Origin of the sequence: Oceanisphaera ostreae, from assembly GCF_042676125.1 — a bacterium.
In the GTDB taxonomy this organism is placed as follows: Bacteria; Pseudomonadota; Gammaproteobacteria; order Enterobacterales; family Aeromonadaceae; genus Oceanimonas; species Oceanimonas ostreae.
On the sequence record NZ_JBHTJS010000036.1, the window covers coordinates 111602 to 137832 of the forward strand.

Annotated in this window: 25 protein-coding genes and 1 riboswitch; of the genes, 16 read left to right on the plus strand and 9 right to left on the minus strand. The window is 48.8% G+C overall.

Annotated features, from left to right (window positions below):
* Positions 1–72: 72 nt before the first annotated feature.
* From ACFQ1C_RS10230 to elbB, 4 genes are all read right to left on the minus strand, one after another.
* The gene (locus tag ACFQ1C_RS10230) at positions 73–813 is read right to left on the minus strand and encodes an amino acid ABC transporter ATP-binding protein (RefSeq protein ID WP_379558508.1); all 741 of its coding nucleotides are present in this window, start codon (positions 811–813) and stop codon (positions 73–75) included.
* Positions 814–820: 7 nt separating this feature from the next.
* A complete protein-coding gene (locus ACFQ1C_RS10235) occupies positions 821–1486 on the minus strand; it encodes an amino acid ABC transporter permease (protein ID WP_379558509.1) in 666 nt (221 codons plus the stop codon).
* A gap of 1 nt (position 1487) precedes the next feature.
* The gene (locus ACFQ1C_RS10240; protein ID WP_379558510.1) at positions 1488–2246 is read right to left on the minus strand and encodes an amino acid ABC transporter substrate-binding protein; all 759 of its coding nucleotides are present in this window, start codon (positions 2244–2246) and stop codon (positions 1488–1490) included.
* Between the two features lie 161 nt (positions 2247–2407).
* Complete coding sequence (gene elbB / locus ACFQ1C_RS10245; RefSeq protein ID WP_379558511.1) at positions 2408–3055, minus strand: isoprenoid biosynthesis glyoxalase ElbB; 648 nt, start codon at positions 3053–3055, stop codon at positions 2408–2410.
* Between the two features lie 484 nt (positions 3056–3539).
* Here elbB and polA point away from each other — a divergent pair, with 484 nt between their 5' ends.
* The 9 genes from polA (at position 3540) to mnhG (ending at position 13891) form a co-directional block, all read left to right on the plus strand.
* Positions 3540–6278, plus strand: coding sequence for a DNA polymerase I (gene polA, locus ACFQ1C_RS10250; RefSeq protein ID WP_379558588.1), 2739 nt, complete (start codon positions 3540–3542; stop codon positions 6276–6278).
* A gap of 645 nt (positions 6279–6923) precedes the next feature.
* Positions 6924–7025, plus strand: a riboswitch (TPP riboswitch).
* 39 nt (positions 7026–7064) lie between these two features.
* Positions 7065–7916: a bifunctional hydroxymethylpyrimidine kinase/phosphomethylpyrimidine kinase gene (gene thiD / locus ACFQ1C_RS10255; protein WP_379558512.1), complete on the plus strand. Its 852-nt coding sequence runs from the start codon at positions 7065–7067 to the stop codon at positions 7914–7916.
* A 257-nt stretch (positions 7917–8173) separates the two neighbouring features.
* A complete protein-coding gene (locus tag ACFQ1C_RS10260) occupies positions 8174–10474 on the plus strand; it encodes a putative monovalent cation/H+ antiporter subunit A (RefSeq protein WP_379558513.1) in 2301 nt (766 codons plus the stop codon).
* Complete coding sequence (locus ACFQ1C_RS10265) at positions 10471–10902, plus strand: Na+/H+ antiporter subunit B (RefSeq protein WP_379558514.1); 432 nt, start codon at positions 10471–10473, stop codon at positions 10900–10902. Before ACFQ1C_RS10260 ends, ACFQ1C_RS10265 begins: the two co-directional genes overlap by 4 nt.
* Positions 10902–11249 carry a Na+/H+ antiporter subunit C gene (locus ACFQ1C_RS10270; RefSeq protein WP_379558515.1) on the plus strand — a complete coding sequence of 116 codons (348 nt, stop codon included), beginning with the start codon at positions 10902–10904 and terminating at the stop codon, positions 11247–11249. The genes ACFQ1C_RS10265 and ACFQ1C_RS10270 overlap by 1 nt, the downstream gene beginning before the upstream one ends.
* Positions 11246–12763: a Na+/H+ antiporter subunit D gene (locus tag ACFQ1C_RS10275; RefSeq protein WP_379558516.1), complete on the plus strand. Its 1518-nt coding sequence runs from the start codon at positions 11246–11248 to the stop codon at positions 12761–12763. The genes ACFQ1C_RS10270 and ACFQ1C_RS10275 overlap by 4 nt, the downstream gene beginning before the upstream one ends.
* On the plus strand, positions 12760–13233 hold the full coding sequence (locus ACFQ1C_RS10280) for a Na+/H+ antiporter subunit E (RefSeq protein WP_379558517.1): 474 nt from the start codon (positions 12760–12762) through the stop codon (positions 13231–13233). Before ACFQ1C_RS10275 ends, ACFQ1C_RS10280 begins: the two co-directional genes overlap by 4 nt.
* Before the next feature lie 3 nt (positions 13234–13236).
* Positions 13237–13512, plus strand: a complete 276-nt coding sequence (locus ACFQ1C_RS10285) for a monovalent cation/H+ antiporter complex subunit F (RefSeq protein WP_379558518.1) — start codon at positions 13237–13239, stop codon at positions 13510–13512.
* A complete protein-coding gene (gene mnhG / locus ACFQ1C_RS10290; protein ID WP_379558519.1) occupies positions 13502–13891 on the plus strand; it encodes a monovalent cation/H(+) antiporter subunit G in 390 nt (129 codons plus the stop codon). The genes ACFQ1C_RS10285 and mnhG overlap by 11 nt, the downstream gene beginning before the upstream one ends.
* Before the next feature lie 179 nt (positions 13892–14070).
* On the opposite strand, the gene ACFQ1C_RS10295 is transcribed toward mnhG, so the two are convergent.
* The 4 genes from ACFQ1C_RS10295 to yihA form a co-directional block, all read right to left on the minus strand.
* Positions 14071–15282 (minus strand): response regulator, encoded by a 1212-nt coding sequence (locus ACFQ1C_RS10295; protein WP_379558520.1) that lies wholly within the window; start codon positions 15280–15282, stop codon positions 14071–14073.
* Between the two features lie 106 nt (positions 15283–15388).
* A complete protein-coding gene (locus ACFQ1C_RS10300; RefSeq protein ID WP_379558521.1) occupies positions 15389–15640 on the minus strand; it encodes an Hpt domain-containing protein in 252 nt (83 codons plus the stop codon).
* Between the two features lie 569 nt (positions 15641–16209).
* The gene (locus tag ACFQ1C_RS10305) at positions 16210–16908 is read right to left on the minus strand and encodes a pseudouridine synthase (RefSeq protein WP_379558522.1); all 699 of its coding nucleotides are present in this window, start codon (positions 16906–16908) and stop codon (positions 16210–16212) included.
* Positions 16908–17552: a ribosome biogenesis GTP-binding protein YihA/YsxC gene (yihA, locus tag ACFQ1C_RS10310; protein ID WP_379558523.1), complete on the minus strand. Its 645-nt coding sequence runs from the start codon at positions 17550–17552 to the stop codon at positions 16908–16910. The genes ACFQ1C_RS10305 and yihA overlap by 1 nt, the downstream gene beginning before the upstream one ends.
* Positions 17553–17695: 143 nt before the next feature.
* On the opposite strand from yihA, the gene ACFQ1C_RS10315 reads away from it, so the two are divergent.
* The 5 genes from ACFQ1C_RS10315 (at position 17696) to hemN (ending at position 21459) form a co-directional block, all read left to right on the plus strand.
* Positions 17696–18313, plus strand: coding sequence for a c-type cytochrome (locus ACFQ1C_RS10315; protein ID WP_379558524.1), 618 nt, complete (start codon positions 17696–17698; stop codon positions 18311–18313).
* A 146-nt stretch (positions 18314–18459) separates the two neighbouring features.
* On the plus strand, positions 18460–19023 hold the full coding sequence (locus ACFQ1C_RS10320) for a class I SAM-dependent methyltransferase (protein ID WP_379558525.1): 564 nt from the start codon (positions 18460–18462) through the stop codon (positions 19021–19023).
* Positions 19020–19619, plus strand: a complete 600-nt coding sequence (gene yihI, locus ACFQ1C_RS10325; protein ID WP_379558526.1) for a Der GTPase-activating protein YihI — start codon at positions 19020–19022, stop codon at positions 19617–19619. The genes ACFQ1C_RS10320 and yihI overlap by 4 nt, the downstream gene beginning before the upstream one ends.
* A complete protein-coding gene (locus tag ACFQ1C_RS10330; protein ID WP_379558527.1) occupies positions 19616–20074 on the plus strand; it encodes a DUF2489 domain-containing protein in 459 nt (152 codons plus the stop codon). The genes yihI and ACFQ1C_RS10330 overlap by 4 nt, the downstream gene beginning before the upstream one ends.
* Before the next feature lie 14 nt (positions 20075–20088).
* Positions 20089–21459, plus strand: a complete 1371-nt coding sequence (gene hemN / locus ACFQ1C_RS10335; protein WP_379558528.1) for an oxygen-independent coproporphyrinogen III oxidase — start codon at positions 20089–20091, stop codon at positions 21457–21459.
* A 37-nt stretch (positions 21460–21496) separates the two neighbouring features.
* Here the strand turns inward: hemN and ACFQ1C_RS10340 are convergent, their stop codons facing one another.
* Entirely contained in the window at positions 21497–24172 is a 2676-nt protein-coding gene (locus ACFQ1C_RS10340; RefSeq protein ID WP_379558529.1) for a bifunctional acetate--CoA ligase family protein/GNAT family N-acetyltransferase, read from the minus strand.
* Positions 24173–24347: 175 nt separating this feature from the next.
* On the opposite strand from ACFQ1C_RS10340, the gene ACFQ1C_RS10345 reads away from it, so the two are divergent.
* Positions 24348–24959 (plus strand): LysE family translocator, encoded by a 612-nt coding sequence (locus ACFQ1C_RS10345; protein ID WP_379558530.1) that lies wholly within the window; start codon positions 24348–24350, stop codon positions 24957–24959.
* A 128-nt stretch (positions 24960–25087) separates the two neighbouring features.
* Positions 25088–25975: a cysteine synthase CysM gene (cysM, locus tag ACFQ1C_RS10350; protein ID WP_379558531.1), complete on the plus strand. Its 888-nt coding sequence runs from the start codon at positions 25088–25090 to the stop codon at positions 25973–25975.
* Positions 25976–26231: the final 256 nt, after the last annotated feature.

Sequence of the window (26231 nt, forward strand, 5' to 3'; positions counted from 1 at the left end):
AAATGTTCTTAACACCCCCTCTGCCACTAGGTTAGAGGGGGATTTTTGTCTCTGGCTTGAAATCTGAGGTTTTTAAGCCGCTGGCAACACCTTGCGTAAAAAAGCGCGGGTGCGGGGATCGCTGGGATTAGTCAGCAATATTTCAGGCGGGCCTTGTTCTACGATGTGCCCGCCATCCATAAAGATTACGCGGTCGGCTACATCTCGAGCAAAGCCGATTTCGTGAGTCACGACCACCATGGTTTGGTGTGCCAGCGCCAGATTTTTCATCAGGCCCAATACTTCATCCACCCACTCAGGATCCAATGACGAGGTGGGTTCATCAAACAGCATCACCTTGGCATGGCTGGCCATGGCTCGGCCTATACCTATGCGCTGCTGCTGGCCACCCGATAAAGAAGAGGGGTAAGCATTGGCTTTATCCTCAAGCCCGATATCACCGAGAATACGCAGCGCCTCGGCGTGAGCTTCGGCCTTGGATTTGTTCCAAACGGTAATCAACCCTTCGGCGATGTTATCGCGAGCCGTCTTATTGGCAAACAAGGCATAATTTTGAAATACAAAAGAAGTGCGTTTGCGCAACTCAATGGCGTCTTTGCTACGGTGTTTGGCCAAGTTAATAGCGAAGCCGTCTATGTCTAGGCTGCCAGCCTCTGGTGTTTCTAACAGGTTAAGACAGCGCAACAGCGTGGATTTTCCGGTACCAGATGGCCCCAGGATCACCACAATTTCGCCTTTTGCAATGTCTAGACTGATGTCGTTGAGCACGGTTTGGCCATGATAAATTTTGGTCAGATTGCGTAAGGTAATCATGGGGCTCCTAGTAAGCGGCATTGAGCCGTCGCTCTAATAACGTCTGCAAATAGGTAAAAAACACCACCACGGCCCAGTAAATGAGGGCGACAGCAATGAAAGACTCAAAAAATTTGAAACTGCTGGAGGCTTCTTTTTGTGCCGACGCCATAATTTCAGCCACACCTAGGGTGAAGGCAAGGGAAGTACTCTTGATCATGTCGATAAAGTAGTTCATCAGCGAAGGGGTCGCGACGCGGGCGGCCTGGGGCAAAATAATGCGCCGCATGGCCTGGCTACGTGTCATGCCAATGCTCATGGCCGCTTCCATCTGACTTTTATGTACCCCTAAAATGGCGGCACGAATCGACTCTGCCATATAAGCAGAAAAGTGTAGCGTTAAGCCAATGACGGCGGCGCTGAAGGCGTTGATACCAATAAAAATTGGCATAATCTGCGGCAGGCCGTAATAAAGCAAAAACAGCTGTACTAGCAGCGGGGTGCCACGAAAAAAAGAGATAAACAGCTTGGCCAGAGCATTAAGCCCAGGTAGCTGAAAAGTTCTTATTATTGCCAGCGCCCCGGCAATAATAAGGGCGAATACAAAGCCTAGCAGCGCCATTTCCATGGTAGTGCCCAAATATTTGAACAAGATAGGAAATAGCGCCAGCGTATAGTCAAAATCAAATTGCATATTATTTACTGCTAATGTCTGCGCCTAACCACAGCTCAGATATAGTCGTCAGAGTGCCGTCGGATCGCATATCGGCCAGCGCTTGATTCACTTCAGCCAGTAGAGCTTCCTGCTCAGGTGTTTTCAGGAAGGGAAAGGCATTTTCCAGGGTATCGAAAGGCTTTCCGGCTAGTTGCAATGGCAAGCCGGCTTCTTTAATCAACTGAGCAGAGCCTACTCTGTCCATCACGAAAGCATCGGTACGACCCAGAGCCACGTCTTGCTCAAGATTGGTTTCATAGGTGATGATATTAATTTCATTATTGGTATCTTGCTTGCGCATCAGCTGTTCGAAGTTAGATCCTAGGTTAACCGCTACTTTCTTGCCTTTGAGATCTTCCATTCCTTGAATGCTGTCGTTGCCTTTACGTACCACGATTTGCGCGCCGTCATAGACATAGGGAGTGGAAAAATTATATTGCTCTAGGCGTTCTGGTGTAATGGTGATCTGATTGGCAATGGTATCAATACGGCCCGTTTCCAACATGCCGAATAGCCCAGAGAAGCTAGTCGTTACAAACTCAACTTCTTTGTCTAAACGCTCACCAATTTCGTTCCATACGTCGACTTCAAACCCTTGCAGCTTGTCTTGTTTAACAAAGGTAAAAGGATAATAACGGCCGGACATACCTACTTTAACGGTATCGGCTGCCATGGCCGGCGTGAGCATAGTGGCAGACAAGGCAAGGGCGCTACCCAGTAGCGTAATGGACTTAAGCATTATTTATTCTCCTTGTGCCTAACGGCACCATGTTAGGGCGTCGCCATCGTTGGATGGCGTGACGAAAGAAGCGCTGTTATGTTGGTCAGCAGTCGTCCGCCAGATTTTACAAGTTAATCACATATAACCGCAACCAGCAGCGTTACGCAACAAATCGACGATTACATCTCCAGCAGTCGCTTTACCAACTTGCCAATGCCGGTATCGGCTTCGGTAATCGTTTTCGCCAGCATATAGGCGGGGGTAGAAATAACCTGATAACGGCTGTCTTCTACCACATCGGTAACGACGCAGCCGATATGCTCGCCGCCCATGGCGGTAAACGCCTCTGCCACTCCGGTTTCTGTGCCTATGGTGCCTTTCACACCTGCGGGATACACGCGGGGTATCAATATAGGAGCTATGCAGCAATATCCGGCGGGTTTGCGCGCGGCAGCAAAAGCCTTACAGGCTGCCAGCACGTGTGCATCAAGTTGAGCGTCTGCTCCTTGTGCGGCAAAGTCACTGAGGTTTTTAGCCACACCAAAACCACCCGGCAGTAGCAGGGCATCAAAGTCTGCGGTGTTGAGCTCGGTTAACGGTTTAATATCGCCGCGGGCAATGCGCGCCGCTTCAACCAGCACATTGCGGCTGATTTGCTCTTCTTCACCGGTAATGTGATTAATAACCTGACCTTGAGGCTTATCGGGAGCAAAGCATTGATAGCTGGCGCCTTGTCTTGCCAAATGCAACATACACAACACGGCCTCGTGAATTTCTGAGCCATCGTAGACACCGCAACCACTTAAGATAATGGCAACCTTTTTCATATCAGTCTCCTTAATTGCTACGCAAAAAAACAGGTGAGGGTAAGGCGTAAAGAGTTAAATCTAACCTGTATTCTAAGCATTATCAGTTCTTATATTTCGTCTGTAGATTGCGTGGTAAAAAATGCCAGCTAAGCTTTGATATATTCGGCAGCGGATAGTGACCAGCAAATAGCTATGTTTTATATATCTGTCATGCCAAATTCCCTATTTACCACTAAATGAAGCATTCATATCATGCTAGCATTTATTTCGGTTAATAATTGTGCAGATCACGTGCGATAAAGATTTTCCACATTGCAAGATCTTAATTAGATATTGGTTAATTATTCTTAACTTATTGATAAATATAGATTAAAAAATAAGATCAAGATCTTATCAAGATCACCTTTGCACAGAGTTATCCACAGGGTTGAATGGCGCTGCCATGGTGCCCGCGGCTTGGCTGTGGCATGCTAACGGCCAACGCATTAACGAGAACGACACCATGGTTGCCATTCCTTCCAAACCGCTGATCCTAGTTGATGGATCTTCCTATCTTTATCGTGCCTATTTTGCCTCCTTAAAGGCGGATCTGCGCACCAGCGATGGTCGCCCAAGTGGGGCTATTCGTGTGGTCACGAACATGCTGCGCAGCCTGCATAAGCAGTTTCCCGACTCGCAAGTCACGGTCGTATTTGATGCCAAGGGCAAGACCTTTCGCGATGATCTGTACTCGGAATATAAGGCACAACGACCGTCGATGCCGGATGACTTGCGCAGCCAAATAGAGCCGATTCATAACATCATTAAAGCCATGGGTTTACCCTTGCTGATCGAAAGCGGTGTAGAAGCGGATGATGTGATCGGCACGCTAGCACGTCAGGCAACCGAGCAGCAGCTGGATGTGGTGATCAGCACCGGCGATAAAGATATGGCGCAACTGGTGACCGATCATGTGTTGTTGATGGACACCATGAAAAATATTTTTATGGACCGAGACGGCGTAATCGAAAAATTTGGCGTGCCGCCCGAGTTGATTATCGACCTACTGGCGTTGGTAGGCGATAAGGTAGATAACATTCCGGGCATGCCCGGCGTGGGCGAGAAAACGGCCGTTGCTTTGCTGCAAGGGTTAGGGTCGATTGAACAGATCGCCGCCAATACCGATAAAGTGGCGGATCTTGGCTTTCGTGGCTCAAAAAGCTTTGCCGCTAAGTTTTTAGAACATAAAGATATTTTGGACTTATCCTATACGCTTGCCACCATTAAAACCGATGTTGAGCTACATTGTGGCCCCGCCGAACTATTGCAAACCCCGCCTGATACCGAAGCGCTGAAGGCGCTGTACCAGGAGTATGAGTTCCGTAATCTGTTGGCCGAGCTAGACCCAGAGCAAGCCGAGATTGAGGCCATTCCTGCGGTACCTGCTATGGCAGTGGACTATCACACCATACTAACCGAAGCACAGTTACAAGAGTGGATAGCGCGACTGGCCAAGGCTCCGTATTTCGCCTTCGATACCGAAACCACCAGCCTCAATTATCGTGATGCCAGAGTGGTCGGTATGTCGTTTTCGGTGAAAGCGGGTGAGGCAGCGTATGTGCCCTTTGGTCACGATTATTTAGATGCCCCCGAACAGTTAAGTGAAGACGTTGTGCTGGCCGCAATAAAGCCACTGCTAGAAGCCGAATTGCCCATTAAGTTGGGCCAAAACCTTAAGTACGATGCCAACGTGCTAAAAAATCACGGCATTCACATGCAAGGCATTGGGCTAGACACCATGCTGGAGTCTTATGTACTGAACTCAGTACAAACCCGTCACGACATGGACAGCATGGCGAACTTCTTTTTAAATCATGCCACCACGCCGTTTGAAGCCATTGCTGGCAAGGGCGCAAAGCAGCTGACCTTTAACCAGATACCGCTAGAAGAAGCGGCTTTTTATGCCGCCGAAGATGCGGATATTACGCTGCGTTTGCACCATCACTTATCTGAGCAGTTAGCGGCAGAACCTGAGTTAGAAAGCGTATTCACCGACATTGAAATGCCTTTGGTGCCCATTCTGGCGCAAATGGAATACACCGGCGTTAAGGTGGACAGCCAATTACTAGCCATCCAAAGCGATGAGATTGCCAAGCGCTTAAAAGAATTAGAACTTGAAGCCCATGAGTTAGCGGGTGGCCCCTTTAACTTAAGCTCGCCTAAGCAGCTGGGTGAAATTCTGTTTACCAAGCTAGAGCTGCCGATATTAAAGAAGACGCCCAAGGGCGCCCCGTCTACTGCAGAAGAAGTGCTGCAAGAGCTAGCGCTGGATTATCCACTGCCTAAGCTATTGATGGAATATCGTGGCTTAAGTAAGCTGAAATCGACTTATACCGATAAGTTGCCGAAAATGGTCAACCAGCACAGCGGTCGCATTCATACTTCGTATCATCAGGCGAACGCGGCGACAGGGCGTTTGTCGTCCTCGGATCCTAACCTGCAAAATATTCCAATTCGGACTCCAGAGGGGCGACGCATTCGCCAAGCCTTTATTGCTGAGCCGGGTTATCAGTTAGTGGCGGCGGATTACTCGCAAATTGAACTGCGCATTATGGCGCACTTATCCAAAGACAAAGGACTGCTCGATGCCTTTGCCAAGGGTTTAGATGTGCACAAGGCCACTGCCGCCGAGGTATTTGGTGTCGATCTCGATAGCGTGACTACCGAGCAGCGTCGTCGCGCCAAGGCCATTAACTTTGGTTTGATCTACGGCATGAGCGCCTTCGGTTTATCTCGTCAGTTGGGCATTCCACGTCATGAGGCCCAGTCTTATATGGATATCTATTTTGAGCGCTACCCCGGCGTGTTGAAATACATGGAAGACACTCGCGCTTTGGCGGCAGATAAAGGTTACGTGTCTACGCTGTTTGGTCGTCGTTTATATTTGCCAGAAATTAACGCCAAAAACGGTGCGCGCCGCAAAGGCGCGGAGCGTGCCGCTATTAACGCGCCTATGCAGGGCACCGCCGCCGACATCATTAAGAAGGCGATGATCAAAGTTGCCGAATGGCTACCGCAACAAGCCGATGGCGAAGTGCGCATGATCATGCAGGTGCACGATGAATTGGTGTTTGAAATCCGCGAAGATAAAGTCGCGGAATTTAAGCTGAAAATTTGCGAGCTAATGGAACACGCTGCCAGCATAGACGTACCCTTGCTGGTTGAAGCCGGTGAAGGTGATAACTGGGATCAGGCGCATTAGCCACAGCTTTAAGCCGTAAGCTGTAAGCCATAAGTTAAAGAAAAACCGAGCCGGTTGGTTCGGTTTTTTTTATGCAGATTTACACCGCGCTACGGTTTTGTAGTCCCACACGACCGCTGTGGGTTCTGCGGAGCAGAATGGTTTTAAAGCCCCGCTGCATGAAAGCGGGGTCTGGCCTATTCGCCTGTGCCTGCCTTTAACTGTTTCATCCCAGTATTTCGCACTGAGTTCTTGTGCGAATGAATTCGCCCCTACAAAGACATCGCTCTACGTCTTGCGCTGTACGCGATACGTTAAGGCAGCGCGGTCTTTCCATGCTACAAACCAGCACTGTGTCCAAACATAGATTGCCGCGTCGCTTCACTCCTCGCAATGACGATCAGCATTCAACACTAAAAACTCAACACTCGCTCGTGGGGTCCGCCTGTCAGTTTTGCTTGGGTCTTTGCTTTTACCATTAAAAATCTCTTTCAGATTTGATCACTATTTTTCTGTGCTTCTTATAAGTAAAGAGGTGTGGATTCCGTTGCAGAGCTATCTTTAGCCTTTGTTCTTAATCTTTAACTTACGGCTTACAGCTTCAAGCTTATAGCTCCCGAAGGGGTACGGCTTTCTTTTCAAGCCCTAGGTCGCTATTATCGGCTTCATTGTTAGTCGGGGAGCCTTAAGCAGGCTGAGACGGTGTATACCGGACCCGCTGTACCTGATCCAGTTAATACTGGCGTAGGAAACTAACGGGCAAATTCAAGTTTGCCGGTGGTTTCTTCGCCCGAAGGAGCCAAGGAAATGCCCAAGCAACCCGTGACCGAACAAGACATCAGCAAACAAAAAAACCATCAGCAAAAACCAATAGTACTGACCATTGCCGGGTCTGACAGCGGCGGCGGTGCCGGTATTCAAGCCGATATTAAAGCCATTTCTGCTACCGGCGGTTATGCCTGTTCGGTTATTACGGCATTAACCGCACAAAATACCCAAGGCGTGACCGCGGTGCACCCAACCCCGCAACATATTATTCAAGCGCAGCTTGATGCAGTGTTCAGCGACTTAGCGGTGACCGCCGTGAAGGTGGGCATGCTGGGCGACAGCGACACCATTCGTACCGTGGCGGCGGCCTTGCGTCGTTATCGCCCGGCGCACTTGGTGGTCGACCCGGTGATGGTGACGGCTAATGGCGATATGCTGCTGGCCGACGATGCGGTGAACTGCCTGCGCGAAGAGTTGCTGCCGCTGGCCGATGTGATCACCCCTAACTTACCCGAGGCGGCGGCACTGCTTGATGCGCCATTGCCGACGCGACTGGATGATGTTGAGTCGTTGTTTGTGGGGTTGGCCAAGCTAGATTGTGGCGCCGTATTACTGAAAGGCGGCTTCTTGCAACAAGAAGCCCGCAGCCCCGACTGGTTATTGAGTGCGGGCCAAGTGCGCTGCTTTGATACCCCAAGAGTAATGACCGGTAATACCCATGGCACCGGCTGTACTTTATCGGCGGCGTTGGCGTGCTACTTGGGCCAAGGCTTTACTATGGAAGAAGCCGTTGCACGGGCAAAGCATTATATTGATCAGGCCATTTTAGCGGGTAGCCGAGTGCGTATTGGTCAAGGTCGTGGCCCGGTAGATCATTTTTTTGCTTTGTGAATAAATTTATTACTGAACTTGTTGTCACTTTGCGCGAGCTCTCAATTAGCATGAAAAGCGGGGCTAAACACATGGCCCTGCTTGCGTTTTGTTAAATCGACTTGTAGTATCTTCGACCATAATAATATAAAAAAATCGATTAACTTTTTGAAAGTTAATCGAAAAAAATTCTTACTATAGCCTCTGCACTGTGTCATCTCCCCCCTATTTTCAGCTTATTCTATTGCCTGAACAGGCAAGGAAAGGAGGCGTTTCCTATGCTTGTTGCCATTCTAGCAGGCTTTATTTTAGCGTTGCTGGTACCCCGATTAGCTCCTGTAATGGGAGATAAAATCGGCTGGTACTTGTCTGCGCTGCCTGCGGCATTGTTTGTTTACTTTTTGAGTTTTTGGCCGGCCGTTACCGCCGGTGAAACGATACATTACAGTTATCGCTGGATCCCAAGTTTAGATATTAATCTGAGCTTGATGGTCGACGGCCTTAGCTTGATGTTTGCTTTGCTGATCACGGGAATTGGTACCTTTATCTTTATTTATGCCGGTCGTTATCTGCACGGGCATCAAGATATTCATAAGCTATTAATGTATCTGCTGGCATTTATGGCGGCGATGCTGGGGCTGGTGCTATCCAGTAACCTGATTGCGATGTTTGTATTTTGGGAGCTAACCAGTTTTACCTCTTATTTGCTGATTGGCTTTAATCACGAACAAGAAAAAGCCCGCAAGGCGGCCCTGCAGGGCTTCTTTATTACCGTGGGTGGCGGGTTAGCGCTAATGACCGGCCTTATTTTACTGGGCCATATTGGTGGCAGTTTCGAGATGACCGAGCTGCTCGCTCAGGGGACCTCGCTGCAAGACAACCCGCTGTTTTTGGCCATGATGGGGCTGATCTTGCTGGGTGCCTTTACCAAGTCTGCACAAACGCCATTTCATTTCTGGTTGCCTAATGCCATGGCAGCCCCCACGCCAGTAAGTGCCTACTTACACTCGGCCACCATGGTGAAAGCGGGCATTTATTTAATGGCACGCTTGCAGCCTATGATGGCGGATTTTGAGCCGTGGACCATTACGCTGTCGCTATTTGGTGGCGTCACCATGACGCTGGGCGCGATTATGGCGGTGTGCAGCACGGATCTTAAACGTATTTTGGCGTTTTCTACCGTGATGGCGCTGGGTACCTTGACCATGCTAATTGGTATTGGTACTCCTCACGCGCTAGAAGCGGCGATGGTATTTTTGCTGGCTCACGCCCTGTATAAAGGCGCGCTCTTTATGGCGGCGGGCACCTTAGACCACGTTACTGGCACCAAAGATGTGCGAGACCTCAGTGGCTTGCGCAAATATATGCCCCATACCACGTTGTTTGTAACCATTGCAGCGCTGTCGCTGGCGGGTATTCCCCCCTTATTTGGCTTTATTGCTAAAGAGCTGATGTTTAGCGCCGCCTTAACCAGCGCTAATTTGTCTGGTCTACTCATTGTACTGTCGGTGATCACCGCCATTAGCATAGTGGCAGCCAGTGCTTTGGTGGCCATTAAGCCGTTTTATGGCGCTTATAGCATGACACCGAAAACACCACACGAAGCGCCTTGGTCGATGCGATTGGGCTTTTCGGTATTAGCAGTACTCAGCTTGCTAATGGGGCTGGCGCCGAGTGTAGTTTCCCCCTTACTGCAGGCTGCGATTACGGCCATTAGTGGCGGCGCCGAGGTCGAGCTTGATTTAGCCGTGTGGCACGGTATTAATGTGCCGCTATTGCTCAGTGGTTTAGCGATGGTGTGTGGTTGGTTTTTATACCGTTATTGGCAGCAGGTTCGTGAGCCGTTGGCTAAGGTCGTTGACCCCTTGGTCTATGGCCCAGAGCGGAACTACGAGCGGATGATGGATGGCCTAGTCTGGCTGGCTAAAACCCAAACTCGAATACTGCAAAATGGCTATATGGCGAACTATATTCTGACCATATTGATCACTACTATTGCGCTATTAGCCTATGTATTCTGGTCTGAAGATGCATTTGTTTATTCGCTGTCGTTTGCCGATGTGAGCTTTTATGAGGTCGTTATCGCACTACTGATGTTGGTGGCAGTTGTGTATGCCTGTGTGACACGATTACGATTAGGGTCGGTTGCTGCATTGGGTGTGCTTGGTTTTGCCATGGCGATGGTTTATGTGTTTTTTAGTGCCCCAGACTTGGCTATTACCCAGATATTAGTTGAGACCCTTACCGTGATTATGCTGGTGTTGGTCTTATTCCGGTTGCCGGGCTTTCAGGACTTAGCGAGCCCATTAGTACGTTGGCGAGATGCGATAGTGGCAGGTGCTTTTGGTGTGTTAGTGACCATGATGCTACTCACTGTTAATCAAATATCGTTGCCGGGTGAGGGCATTACCGAGTACTTAGTGGCCAATAGCTATGTGATGGCCCACGGTCGCAATATCGTTAACGTGATTTTGGTGGATTTTCGTGCGCTGGATACCCTAGGGGAAATCTTTGTGCTGGCTCTGGCTGCCATTGGCGTAAACGCCATGATCCGTTTCCGTTGGGAGTCACATAAATGAGATCTGATTCGTCGATAATTTTGCAAACATCCACCCGTATGTTGGTGCCGTTGTTATTGCTGTTTTCTATTTTTTTACTGTTGCGCGGCCATAATGAACCTGGCGGTGGCTTTATTGCGGGGCTGGTCGCCTCCAGTGCCTTTGCTCTGCATTTGTTTGCCTTTGATGCTAGCAGTACTAAGAAGCTGTTAAAGGTAGAAAGCCAGCTGCTCATGGGCGTGGGCCTCATATTGGCGCTATTAAGTGGCATGGTGGGTGTGGTGTTTCGGGGCCAGCCATTTTTAACCAGCCAATGGGCCAATATTTATGTTCCCGGCATTGGCGATTTAGCAGTAAGTACACCATTAATATTCGATATTGGCGTGTACTTAGTGGTGATTGGTGTTGTTTCAACCATCTTGCTGTCGCTAGCTAAGGTAGGGGAGTAATGGAAACTTTATTCGCTTTCGTGATTGGCGGTTTGTACGCCACTGCTTTATTTATGATGCTCAGACGCAGCATTGTAAAATTGGTGATCGGGCTGATGATTCTTTCTAACGCCGCCAATTTACTGATTTTAACCGGAGGAGGCTTAGTACGTGGCGCTCCGCCGTTAATTCCCAAGGGCCTAGAGCAGGCGACGGCCCCCATGGCAGATCCTTTGCCACAGGCATTAATCTTAACCGCCATTGTTATTAGTTTTGGGGTACTCGCTTTTGCCGTAGTGCTCATTCACCGTGCTTATGAAGTAATAGGCGCCGATGACATGAACGAAATGAAGAGTACCGACTTGTGAATATAGCCGTAATTTTACCTATTTTTATCCCCATGCTGGCGGGTGCACTCACCTTGGCCTGCTGGCGCTCGCGACTAGCGCAGCGCTGGTTGTCTGTGTTGTCCGGTGCCGGTTTATTGTGGGCTGGTATTAACTTGTTTATACAAGTACGCCAAGAAGGCATTTTGGTGGCGTATATGGGCAATTGGTCTGCCCCTTATGGCATTACGCTGGTGGCTGACTTACTTAGCGCCATTATGGTACTGGTCGCCGGCATTATTGGTTTTAGTGTGGCTATTTATTCGCTGGCTACCATGAGTCGTAATCATGAAGCCTTTGGTTATTATCCGCTACTGCACCTAATGTTGGCTGGGGTAGTCGGGGCGTTTTTAACTGGCGATATCTTTAACCTCTACGTGTGGTTTGAGATCATGCTAGTGGCTTCGTTTGGCCTAATGATTTTGGGTGGCGAACGGGCGCAAATGGAAGGCGCGCTTAAATATGTGACCTTAAACTTATTATCGTCGGCACTATTTTTAACGGCGGTGGGCTTGCTATATGGCTATGCCGGCACCTTGAATATGGCGGACTTGGCAGTAAAGCTATCCAGTAGCGATCAGCCGGGGCTAGTCACCGTGATTGCCATGCTGTTTTTAGTTGCATTTGGTATTAAGGCGGCGGCGTTTCCGTTGTTTTTCTGGTTGCCTGCGTCTTATCACACGCCGCCGGTGGCGATTTCGGCGGTGTTTGCCGGTTTGCTAACTAAGGTAGGGGTGTATGCGCTGTATAGGGTATTTAGCCTGATTTTTGTGCAAGACGTCAGCCTTACTCATCACCATATTCTAATGGGTATGGGTATTTTCACCATGTTAACGGGGGTGCTGGGAGCCGCGGCACAGTTTGAAGTACGGCGTATTCTGTCTTTTCACATCGTAAGCCAAATTGGTTATATGCTGGTAGGGCTGGCGCTGTTTACTCCGCTGGCTATTGCCGGCGGTGTTTTCTATATTTTTCACCACATTATAGTGAAAACTAACCTGTTTTTGATCAGCGGTATTATGTATCGCTATCATGGTAGTTACGATTTGGCGAAGCTGGGTGGCTTGTATCGTTCTACGCCTTGGTTGGCCTTGTTGTTTCTTATTCCCGCCATGTCGCTGGCGGGTATACCGCCGCTGTCGGGCTTTTTTGCCAAATATACGGTGATCAAGGCCGGAGTGCTGGAAGGGGCTTGGTGGATGGTGGGTATTGCCTTATTGGTGGGCCTATTAACCCTCTATTCTATGGTCAAGATCTGGGCAGAAGCGTTTTGGAAGCCCTTACCAGATGAGGCTAAACCGCTGCGTGGTGAGGATGACCCCAGCCGTTATGTGTTGTATTCGCCAGTAATAGTTTTGGCATTAATGACCTTAACTATCGGCTTAGGTGCCGAGTGGTTTGTGCAATTGGCACTGGATACCGCAGATCAGTTATTAACGCCCAGCTATTATATTGAAGCGGTATTAGGATCGGTTGACCCAAGGAGTGGCACATGAAGGCATTTGGCTGGAACATGTTATTGGCCCTGTTTTGGGTCATTTTGTCGGGCAACTACAGCATTGGTAATCTATTTGCCGGCATGTTGTTGAGCTATTTGGTGCTGGCGTATGTGGCTCGAGATAAACCCATGTTTGCTAATTATTTTGGCAAGCTCCCGAAAATTATCAGCTTCATTTTATTTTTTATCTGGGACCTGACCAAGGCCAACGCTCGAGTCGCCTACGACGTGTTAACCCCAACGCACTTAATGCGTCCAGGTGTTATTGCCATTCCGTTAGATCTTAAAGATGAGGCGGCTATTAGTGTATTTGCAAATCTAATTACCGTGACACCGGGCTCGTTGGCACTGGATGTGTCCAGTGACCGCAAGGTGCTCTATGTGCACCTTATGTATCTGGATGACGAAGCAAGCCAATTGGCTGAGCTTAAGACACTAGAAGCCCGAGTGCTGAATTTGCTGAGGTAAACCATGCTTGAAATTACTATTACGTTATCTTTTATTTTTTTAAGTATAGGGCTGGTGCTAGCAACCATACGACTATTGCGCGGGCCAACCTTGCCCGACCGGGTGGTGGCATTGGAAGTGATTGCCTCGATGACGGTGGGCTTTATTGTGCTTTATAGCATTCGTTATGACGTCCCCCAGTTGATTGATGTGGCCTTAGTACTGGCATTAACGTCGTTTATGACGGCGGTGGGTTTTGCCCGCTATCTAGAACGAGGAGGCCAACGCCATGACGACTGAAGTGATCACCAGTTTATTCTTGTTATTAGGGGCATTTCTGATGCTGTTGTCGGGTATCGGTATTATTCGTATGCCCGACTTGCTAACGCGAATGCACGCCACCAGTAAGGCGGGAGCCTTAGGCATTGGTATGATGACCTGTGGTTTTGTGGTGTATTACAGCGACGATATCAGCCTGGTGGTGCGAGCCTTAGCGATGATCGTGTTTGTGTTGGTGACCGCTCCAGTGGCCGCTCACGTACTGGCCAGAGCCGGTTACTTTGTGGGTATAAAGTTATGGGAAGGCACCGTTAAAGATGTGATTAAAGAGCGGTATGATCTTAAAACCCACCACTTACGCAGCTCACCTCGTAAACAGGAAGACGAGGAAGAGTACTAGGGTTTCGGTGTAGCGCGTAGGGCCTAATAAATTCGAGCCTACAAAAAATCTAGATGCTGACTTTCGTCAGGAAAACGACAAAACATAAAAAAGCCGAACTCTACAAGTTCGGCTTTTTTAGCTTGTCAGACGCGTAATGCCACTAATTTTTCCGCATATAAAATGCGCGCGAGACTTGGTTAATTACTTGTATCAGGAAGTTCTTCAGCCTGAACTGGCGCATTAGCGGTGGTGTACGGTGCTTTTTTTGTTGCCCATTTTTCGACGTCTAACCCAGACTGGCGCAACATACGTAATGCCTCTGGCGTATGTAATTGTGATGCCACTCTCAATCCGGCCAAATGCATGACCAGTAAGGCCCGCTGGGTAGCATGGCTAGGCGTCATATGGATGGCACCGATGAGCTCCCTTACCGGCAAGGGTAAGCCCCATTGTTGCTTGATACGATTACCGTAGTTAGGTGCCCATTCAGCTAACTTTGAGGTGATTTGTAGCTCATCCAAGCTTCCCCCTAAGGTGATAAAGTCTTGCAGGGTGCGTAATGTCGAAAGCTCACCAACACGGCTGAGTAAGCCGGCCGTGTAACAGCTGAGTCCATCTAGGCCTATGCTGATGGCCATGGCTCGAGCTATGCTTGCAACCTGTTCTGCGGTTGCGTAATGATGAAGCGCCAATGTCACTAACCGTTTGTCACTTAATGAGCCGGTAATATCGAGCGCCAATGCCATGGCGAGGCTCAGTGCCATATCGATACCCAGTGTACTGATGGCCTCATCCAATCGGCTCAACGGTTTGCCGCTGCGCTGCAGCGAGGCGCTATTGGCCAAATTGAGTAAACGTGCAGACAGTACGGTTTCTTTTTGCCATAGACGAGCCAGCTCCGAAGGGGATAGCTCATTACTCTGGGCCAGTAAGGGTAAAACGTTTTCTGGGGCAATGTCGGAAGGCAAGCGAAGCTTGTCAGTCAATGCTTTTGCCAGCCAAGCATCAAGTTCGGGTATCAGTTGATCATCATCATCGGCTGTCGATAAGGACTCTAGTATGGGGAGTAGCCTTTGCTGCAGCATGGTTACATTAAAAGGTTTTGCGATAAATTCGCTAATGCCGTACTGCAAAGCGCTAATCACGGCCTCTCGGTCAGAGTGAGCGCTGATCATCACGATAGGGGTAGTTTTATCTTCACTGCGTATCAGCTTGACCAAATCTAGGCCAGAGCCATCCGGTAGGTTTCGATCGCAGATAACCAGCTGGGCTGGCTGTGTGTTCCAGGCTACTTTTGCCTGCGAAACTAAAGTGGTGTAGCGAACTTTCGCGCCGGTAATAGTGCCACTCAATACTAACCCTATCAGCTCGGCCACCAAGGAATCGTCTTCTAGCAACAATATATCCATTACTTATTATCCCTAGGAAAATAGCAGTTAGCACCATGACGACATGGATGTTTGCGCAGATAAAGCGCTCCATCGGCGGCATTAAGTTTCAGCTCTTCGCCAATTACTAACAATTGTGTTTTATTTTTTCTGCTCTGGCCGCTTGTTGGCCTAGCTGATTAAAACCAAAATTGCCTGATGATTCCGCTAATTGATGTAATAACAGGTAAAGAGACTCGGTATCTTCATGAGCGTAGTGGCCGTTTTGCCAAGTAGCAAGATTGCACCATAGGGCATCTAATTGCGCGGCTGTTCTTTCGGCAAACCGTATTTTTAGCAATATAAGCTGATCATCAATAGCCGCGGTTTCAGACGCCACCTTATCTCCCCGAGATAAATTTATATCGAGCCGTTTGAGTAAGCTAAACGAGAGTGTCGATATTAGCTATTTAGCGCAGCAAGATGCCTAATTGAATGATTTTGCACAATAATAGCTAATACAATATATGTTGCTGAGTCCTATCACAAGGTAGAGACTAGATGCGGATCTCATTAACCCGACTTATTGGTGATTCTTGCCCCTTTTGCTTCTTGACGGTGGTCATTAAACGCCGTGACGATAAGCTGCTGCGGGTAATTAGTGAAGGATCAGGGTGAAGGTGTTCTCATTAACTTTCAGCCGAGCATTTTTGAGAAAGCTGCTCAAGACGACAGCCCAGATACTGGCGTTGTAAGAACAAATAAAACATATTTCGCAACGCCTCTTTGCGACGAGAGCACTGAACCCATGGAAAAATAGAGAACAAATCTGAAAAAACATAGTTTGTAGTGAAGACCTGACAAAATATGCTTTAGTCACTTTTCGCTCAGCTTAACTTTCCGTGAGTTCCGTGTTCTTCCGTTGCAAAAATAGGTTACTCTTTGTTTCACAGTTAGTGCGGCATTGCGCTAGATTGAAGCGACTTCTTCGGCGCTAAGGTAGCGCCACTCGCCGACCGCTAAATCATCACCCAGCACAATAGTGCCTACTTGTAAGCGATGCAGGCCAACCACATGATTCCCTACGGCGGAAAACATGCGTTTAACTTGGTGATACTTACCTTCTTGTATGGTGAGCAGTACCCGAGTGGGAGTGATCACTTCTAATTGAGCTGGCAAAGTGGGCTTGTCTTCACCGTGCAACTCCACCCCTTGTGCAAAACGCTCGGTGATTTCTGCGGCCAAGGTGTCTGTCAACGGATCGGATAAATCGACCTGATACACCTTATTGCAGCCTTTTTTGGGCGAGCGTAGCCGATGCGACCATTGGCCATCATCGGTTAACAGCAATACGCCTGTGGTGTCTACATCGAGTCGGCCTGCACATTGCATGCTACGGCGCAGCTCCATCGGCAGTAGCTGTAGCACACAAGGATGCACATCATCTTGGGTGGCACTGATATAACCGGCGGGCTTGTGCAGCAAAATATAGCGAGCAGAAGGAGTGCTAAGTAGCTGGCCTTTAAAGCGCACTTCTTGATGTTTAATCTGCAGGTCGCTTTTTTTAACGACTTCGCCATCGATGGTTACTTCACCACGGTGCAGTGCTTTTTTGGCAACCGAACGTGTTAGACCGGTACTTTCAGATAAAAATCGGTCAAGGCGCATCAGGCTGAGGCCCCGTCGGTGGTTGCTGCAAGGTCATCGTCTTGCAATAACCAAGCGCTTAATACTTCTTTGGCATTCTCTAGTCCTAAACTTTTAAGTGAACTAAAAGACGCGACTCGAATATCGCCACCAAACACTTTTACCGCTTCACGTACGCGCAATACTTCCGAGTTACGCTGGCCGGGTTTAAGTTTATCGCATTTAGTGAGCAGGGCTAATACCGGCAGTTGGCTTTCGCTGGCCCATTGCAGTAACTGTTGGTCGATATCTTTAAGCGGATGGCGAATATCCATTAGCACCACCAAGCCTTTCAAGCTTTCGCGTTTTTGCAAGTATACTGACAGGGCTGCCTGCCATTTTAGCTTCATTTCTTGTGGTACTTTGGCGTAGCCGTAGCCTGGTAAATCGATTAAGCGTTTGCCTTCGCTGAGTTCAAATACGTTAATCAGCTGAGTACGGCCTGGGGTTTTACTGATGCGCGCCAGACTTTTCTGCTGGGTAATGGTGTTTAGTGCAGATGATTTACCTGCATTTGAACGACCAGCAAAAGCAATCTCTACACCGGTGTCCTCAGGCATTTGCGTAATATCAGGCGCACTAGTAATGAAGCGGGCGCTGTTAAAGTTTATCTGTTTGTTATTCAATGTGAATTCCCCTGAGTTCTCGACCCGCTTTGCTTACTTTCTTGCAAAATAATTGTAGAATGGTGTCGTTTTTTGAATCGCATTGTAACATGCCCTTATCGGTATGTGATCTGGAAGCTCTTACAACGAGAAGTCGCAACGTCATGAAAAAAATTATAATTACACTCGCCTTAATGCTCGGAGTGGTTGGTGTTGCCCAAGCCCAAGGCGACGCACAAGCAGGTAAGGCAAAATCGGCTACCTGCGCCGCTTGTCATGGTCCTGATGGCAACAGCCCTCTCGACATGTACCCTAAGCTAGCTGGTCAACACGCCTCTTACCTAGCCACGCAGCTCGCCGACTATAAGGCTGCTGCAACGGGTGGTGAAGGTCGTGCTAACGCCATTATGGGTGGCATGGCAATGTCTTTGTCTGAACAGGATGCTGCAGATCTGGCAGCTTATTTTGCTAGTCAAACCATTACACCGATGGCCACCCCTGAAGAAGTTATTGAACAGGGCGCTGCTTTGTATCAAGGCGGTGACATTGAGCGTGGCATTACCTCTTGCATCGCCTGTCATGGTCCTCGTGGCGCAGGTCTGGAAGCCGCTCAGTTTCCAAGCCTAGCTGGTCAATATCCTAAGTATATTGCCGAGCAGCTGCATTTATTCCGTAGTGGAGAGCGTAACAACGATCCTAACGGCATGATGCGCAGTGTTGCGGCTAAGCTAACCGACCAAGATATTGAAGTACTGTCTAAGTACGTTTCCGGCCTACGTTAATATTATCACCTTGGGGGCCTGTGCCCCCTGCTTTTTCTGGTTTTTCCATGTCTGCCCAGTCGCACGACCTGAATTGTCCTCTTTGCAACCATATTGACACCCCCCTGTTTTGGCAGGACAAACAACGCAATTATCAACGTTGCGCTGTGTGTGGGTTAATCTTTGTCGATCCTAAATATTGCCTAGATGCACAACAAGAGAAAGCAGAATATGATTTGCACGAGAATCATATTGAAGGTGAGAATTATCGCCGCTTTTTAGCGCGCGTAGTTGACCCGCTAATAGCGCGTTTGCCTGCGGGTAGTCAGGGGTTGGATTTTGGTTGTGGGCCAGGGCCAGCACTGGCGGCCATGTTTAATGAAGCAGGCTTTGCCACCACCACCTATGATCCTTACTATGCGCACTATCCGGCTCGATTACAGCGACAATACGATTTTGTATGCTGCACCGAAGTGCTGGAGCATTTTTATCGGCCAAGCAAAGAATGGCAACTATTCTTGTCTTTGCTGCGGCCAGGCGGCTGGCTGGGCATTATGACCAAGCTGGCCTTAGACCAGGAAGCATTTGCTAACTGGCATTACAAACAGGATCCTACCCATGTCAGCTTTTTTAGCCGAGAAACGTTTCTTTGGCTGGCGGCACGGGATGGGCTCGGCATCGAATTTATCGGTGCCGATGTAATACTTCTGCAAATACCGGAGTCACTATGACACGCATGAAAAAGGCCCGTAGCCCGGGCCAAATTGGATCCCGCAAGGAAGGTCAGGAAACTGCCGAGCAGAGCAAGAATCGCAAACGCAAAGCTAAACGGCACGGGCTAGCAGCTGGCTCGCGACAGAATGTTGCTGAGCTGAACCCGAAAAATACCGGTTCTAAAGCGGCTCAAGATCCGCGTTTAGGCTCTAAAAAGCCGATTTCTTTGCTGCCCGAATCGGCGAAACCTAAAGCGGATAAAAGCAGTAAGCCGGCGAAAAAACAGCAGCCTGAAAAAGCCATTGCTGAAGATGTTTTCGCGGAACAGGCTCCCAATGCCTCGACGTTGAGCGTTGAGCAAGAATTGGAGCAGCTAGAGAACGACGAGCGTCTTAATACCTTGCTAGATAAAGTAGATGCAGGCGAAAAGCTGAACAAGAGCGATGCCAGCTGGTTAGACAAAACCTTAGCGCGCCACCAGCAAATATTAGAAGAGCTGGGCCTATTGGAAGACGATGATGAAGAGTCTACTGAGGGAGGCGATCTGTGGTCGCGTTTTATGGATACAGAACTTGATCCTGCGCAATATGAGGATAAGGAAGATAAGTCATGATCTCTCCTTGGTTACTGGCTGCCCTCGTGGGCGGCCTTATCATCGTAGGGTTGGCTGTTTATGCGGGCAAATTACTGGCTCGGCTGAAGTTGCAAAATCAGCAACAACAACAGGCTATCGTTAAGCGTAATCTACGTATTTTAGAAAGTATTAACACCATTGCGTTGGCGATGAGCCAAGAGCAGTGCAACTTTTCTGAAGGCGCCATCCGTTTAACTAATCTTTTGAATGCGCTGCAGCTTGCTCAGCCAAAAGACTTTGCCATTGACTATCCGGGTGTGTATGACCTGTATGACAAAGTGAAAGATATGCCTACCCACGATGCTCGTAAGCAATATAAGCGCAATGAAATTATGCGCATGGATCTACAAAGAGCCGGTTTTGAACAAGAGCTGGACGCACAAATTAAAACAGAGGTAACGCGACTGGCGAGCTTAGAACTGCCCACTCGCTAAGCCGAGGAGAGGTCATGTCAGCACAAATAGTATGGGATCAGGCGCTAATCGAAAAGTATAACTATTCGGGCCCCCGTTATACGTCTTATCCCACGGCATTAGAGTTTAACGATGCTTTTGGCATGACCCAGCTTAAAGCCGCCGCCGGGCGTTACCCCGAGCGGCCGCTGTCGCTATATGTGCATATCCCATTTTGCCATAAGCTATGTTATTACTGTGGCTGCAACAAGGTGATCACGCGCCACCAAAGTAAGGCCGATCCCTATCTCGACTATCTAGAGCTCGAAATCAAGCGTTTAGCACCCATGTTTGCTGGGCGTACCGTGACGCAGTTGCATTGGGGTGGTGGCACTCCGACTTTCTTGATCGAACCACAAATTCGCCGTTTAAATAGCCTGTTACGCCAGCATTTTAATTTTGCTGAGCAAGGCGAATACAGCATAGAGATAGATCCACGCAAAATTGAGCTAAGCATACTAGAAGTACTGAAAGAGTTAGGCTTTAACCGCATTAGTTTGGGCGTGCAAGACTTCAACAAAGCTGTGCAAAAAATGGTGAACCGCGATCAAGATAACGACTTTATTAAGGCGTTAGTGAATCGAGCCGCCGAGCTAGGCTTTCGTTCGACTAATCTTGATTTAATCTACGGTTTGCCATTGCAAACGCCTGCAAGTTTTCAGCATACTTTAAAAGAAATTGTGGCACTTAAGCCGGCGCGACTATCAGTATTTAACTATGCCCATTTACCGAGTCGTTTTGCCGCCCAGCGCAAGTTAAACGAAGCGGATATGCCTACGCCTGCCAATAGGCTGCTGATGCTCGAGCAAAGCATCAACTTCCTCACCGAACAGGGTTATCAGTTTATTGGCATGGATCACTTTGCACTGCCCGACGACAGCTTGGCCATCGCCCAAAATGAAGGTAAGTTGCACCGTAATTTCCAAGGTTATACCACTCAGGGTGAGTGTGATTTATTGGGCTTAGGTGTGTCGGCCATTAGCATGATTGGTGATGCTTACTCGCAAAACAAAAAAGACTTAAAAGAGTATTACGCTCAGCTCGACACCCTCGGCCATGCGCAAACCGTCGGTTATGCCTTAAACGAAGATGACTGTTTGCGCCGAGATTTAATTAAAACCCTGATTTGTAGTTTCGAGCTCGATTTTGCTCCGCTTGAACAGCAATACAACATTCGGTTTATGGACTACTTTGCTGAAGACCTTAAGCTGCTACAAACCTTCATTGACGATGAATTAGTCACGCTCAGCGATACCGCGATTAAAGTTACCCTTAAAGGCGAGCTATTGATCCGCAACATTTGCATGTGTTTCGACGTGCACTTACGCCAACAAGCTCGCATGCAGCAATTCTCAAGAGTGATTTAATTTTCGAACAGCGTACAGAGAGGGGTTTCCCTCTCTGCTACTCGTTATGAGCAACCACCGTCTTTTCTAGCTGTAGTTTTAGCTCGGCTTCGCCATCTTCTAAGTTTATTTTTACTTTAAAGCCAAGCTTGCGGGCCAGGTTGATCATGCCACGGTTAGTCGGCATGGTGACGCCACTGAGCGTATTCAGGCCTTTAATGGCGGCATAGCGGATTATTTTCTCCATTAGTAAACGGCCTAACCCCAACCCCTTAAGATCGGAGCGAACTAAGATGGCAAATTCGGCATCTTCGTTGTCGGAGTCCGAAATAGCCCTAACTACGGCTAAAATCTTGCCATCGGCGGCAATTGCCACAAACGCCATTTCTCGGTCGTAATCAATCTGCGTCATGTGTGCCAGCTCTTCATGACCGATCACCACATCGGCGAAAAAGCGCTTATATCGGTCTTCATCAGAGACATTGGCGACAAAAACTTTATGGGCGGGTTCATCTTCGGGCAATACCGCACGCAGTAATATAGTGCTGCCATCTTTAAGCTGAGCCTGCTCTTCCCATTCGGTAGGGTAAGGGCGTATCGCTAATCGAGCCTGTCCATCACCTGTAAATGGTTGCAACTTAATGCTGACATCGAGGGCTATCAGCTCTTTGCCCGTGGCCAAAAGCGGGTGAATATCGAGATGAGTGATTTCGGGATGATTAATGATCAAGTGCGAGACTTTGGTTAATACCCGGCAAACCGCTTCCATATCTAATGATTGCTGCGAACGGTTGGCTCTTAACTTGCCGCTTTTAAGGGCATGAATTACTAAGTATCGGGCCAAGGTCATATTTAATGGCAACAGAGAGACCGCAGCTTGTTCTTCGCCATCCCAATCAATTCCGCCATCGCCAAGCAGAATAATAGGGCCAAATACTGGATCGGAACGTACCGCTATGTGTAGCTCTTGCGAACCGGCGCGGCTAGCCATGCGCTGTACCATTAAACCTGTAATGCGCGCGCCCGGGTAAGACTGACTAACCCTGTCAAAAATGGCATCGGCAGACTGTGCAACTTCGGCGGCGGAACGTAAGTTAAGTACGACACCAGATACCTCTGATTTATGCACAATATCAGGTGAACGCAGCTTAATGGCCACTGGGTAGCCAATTTGTTCGGCGATGTGCGCGGCTTCGGTGCTGTCTGAGGCAATCCAAGTAGGCAGAGTGTGTATGCCATAGGCGGCCGTAAGACGACTGACTTCGTGGGTATCTAGCTGATAAATATTTTGCGAAAAAGCTTCTTGAATAAGGTTAGTGACCGTTTCTTTATCGCTGGGCATATCGGAAATAGATTCGGGTGTTTCCATCAGTAACTTTTGGTTACGACGGTATTCCACCAGGTGCATAAAGGCCCCGGCTGCACTTTCTGGAGTGCGATAAGTCGGAATGCCGGCCTCGGTAAAGCAACGCCTCGCCTCAAACACACTGGTTTCGCCAGACCAGTTAGTCAAAATATTAAAGCGCTGCGCGCGAGGGTTGTCTTTCAGTAACTGAATAATTTCTTTAGCGACCAGAGTGCTGGAGACCGAGGCCGAGGGCGCATGCATAATTAGAATGGCATCAAAGTCATCGCTGTCGAGTAGTACCTTAAGGCTGTCGATATAACGTTTAATGGGCGCATCGCCTACTATATCGATAGGATTAGTATGAGACCAAGCTTTGGGCAATACCTTATCCAGTGCAGCCAGAGTTTGTTCCCCTAGGCTGGCCAGCTTTCCGCCACGAGCCAGCAGTGAGTCTATGGCCATGATGGCTGGGCCGCCACCGTTAGTGAGAATAACCAGTCGTTCGCCACGTAAACGTTGAGCATGATTTAGCGTTCCTACAGCAGCAAACATATCGTGGGTATCTCTTACCCGTAGCATACCGGCACGACGAATGGCGGCATCGTAGGCCGCGTCCATGCCCACATTACCACCCGAGTGTAAATGACCTAGCTGGGCGCCAATACGGGTTTTCCCGCTTTTGATAACCAGCACGGCTTTATTGCGCGAAGCGGTTCTGGCTGCAGACATAAATGTACGGGCATCTTGCACTGCATCCATATAAAGCAGAATGGCACTGGTGTGGCGATCGCGAGCTAAATAATCAAGTAGTTGCGCAAAGTCGATATCGCAGGCGTCACCCAGTGAAACAAAGTGTGAGAAGCCAATGTCGTTATGGCGCGCCCAATCAAGAATAGTTGAGCAGACGGCGGCCGATTGTGAGACAAAGGCGATACGGCCGGGCTTTGCTGGAAAAGGGGCAAAGCTGACGTTTAGCCCTAGGTGAGGCATCATCACACCCATGCTGTTGGGGCCCAGTAGGCGCATTTTGTGGGCGCGGGCACTGTCTTTCATCTGCGTTAATTGCTCGGGCGTGGTGCCGGCGGCTAAAATAATAGCCGCCTTACAGCCCTTACTACCTAATTGCTCGACGATCTCGGGGTTTTTCTCCGCTGGAGTACAAATAATGGCCAAGTCGGGCGTGCGTGGCAAACTGGATATATCGGGATACGCCATCACACCAGCCACTGCTTCGTACTTGGGGTTGACGGGCATAATGGGGCCACTAAAGTTACCGGCCAGCAAGTTTTTCATCACCAGTTTTCCGGCTCCATCATCTCGGTGCGAGGCACCAATTACGGCGATGCTAGCGGGACGAAATAGCGCATCAAGTCCTTGCTGCGGCATAGAGCCTCCTTTTTATATGGATGAGATGGCCAAGACAAGTCGGTCAGCTATATAGTGGGTATGGCTATATAGATGCTCTATTCATATGACATAGTTGCGCTTACGGGTTGTAGCATATTATCCAAGAATTAGCCTGTACCTGATGCTAGAGACGTGAACTTAATAGAGGTATTAGATGGATCCTTGGTTGCTCTTTATTCCCGCCTGCTTAGCCCTAAATCTAACACCGGGGCCTGATATTTTCTTTGTGCTGTCGCAAGCATTCAGCAAGCGACGCTATGCTGGTCTTTGGGCGGCGCTCGGTCTAGGAATGTCTTACCTCGGACACACCCTGTTGGCAGTGGTCGGGCTATCGGCACTGATTATGCAGTCTGCGACCGCTTTTATTATCATTAAATATCTTGGGGCGGCTTATTTGCTCTATTTGGGGTGGACTAGTTTGCGTAGTGCGGCGACGTTTGCTTTACCTCTGGCGCAAAGTAGCAATAACAGGGGAAAAATTTTTTATCGCGGCCTAATAGTCGGCTTGCTGAACCCTAAAGTGGCACTGTTTTTTCTGGCCTTTCTTCCTCAGTTTGTTAGCCAAGAGGCGGGCTCTATTCCTGTGCAGTTACTCATCTTAGGGTTGGTGTTTACTCTAACAGCCACCCTTTGTAATGGCGCTTATGGCCTACTTGGGCAGCATTTAAAGCGAGTGTTGCAGGGGAAAAAACGAGCGTCTGTGATAATGAGTCGACTGTCTGGCATCATCATGATGGCTCTGGGAGCCAGATTGGCATGGACATAGTTTGGATAAGTTTTAGGCTTAGGGCACAGGTCCATCAATTTAGTAATAACAGATGCCAAAATAAGCTTTCGAGACCCATAGTTGTATCGGGTAAAATGGGATAAACGTATCACTTTCAAGGATTAACAATGCAATTTCCAACCATAGAGGACTTTGTTGGCAATACCCCTTTGGTACGCCTGCAACGGTTGGCCAGCCATACGGGCAGCCAAGTATTGGTCAAATTAGAGGGTAATAACCCAGCGGGGTCGGTAAAAGACCGACCGGCACTGAATATGATCAGCCAAGCCGAAGCTCGTGGCGAGATTAAACCGGGCGATACACTAATTGAGTCCACAAGTGGTAATACCGGCATTGCTTTGGCTATGGCGGCGGCTATTAAGGGCTATCGCATGATCTTGATCATGCCCGATAACGCCACCGAAGAGCGCAAGGCTTCGATGTTGGCTTATGGTGCCGAGTTAATTTTAGTGAGTAAGCAAGAGGGTATGGAAGGCGCGCGCGACTTGGCCGATAAAATGGCCGCCGACGGTAAAGGGGTAATTTTAGATCAGTTTAATAACCCCGATAATCCCCAAGCGCACTTTTTAACCACAGGCCCCGAAATTTGGCAGCAAACAGGTGGTCAGCTAACGCATTTTGTCTCCAGTATGGGTACCACCGGCACTATTATGGGGGTCTCGCAATATCTGAAGCAGCAGAATACTGAGGTGCAAATTATCGGCTTACAGCCTTGTGAGGGCAGTAATATCCCCGGCATTCGCCGTTGGCCCGAGGCGTATTTGCCTGGTATCTTCGAGCAAAGCCGTGTCGATAAGGTGCTGGATATTAGCGAAGATGAGGCGATGGCTACCATGCTGCGCTTAGCCCGTGAAGAAGGCATCTTTTGCGGCGTCAGCTCCGGCGGAGCCGTAGCCGGTGCGCTTAAGCTGGCCGAGCAAGCTGATAACGCCATTATCGTCGCCATCATCTGCGACCGCGGCGACCGCTATCTATCATCGGGTGTGTTTGGTTAACGTGAGTGAAGCGTAAGCCCTGCGCATCAGTGCTTAAAGATTAAAGAACTCTTCGCCACGGAATCCACGGAAACCACGGAAAAATTAAGATGGGATAAGATCGACAAGTAACAAGATATTGTATGGGTAAGAGCTAACAATATACGATGTTTTGATTGTTACTTGCTCTTACCCCTTATAGCTTTGGCCCTTTCAGATCTGATCCCTATTTTTCTGTGGTTTCCGTGTTTTTCCGTGGCAAAAATAGGTTTTGATG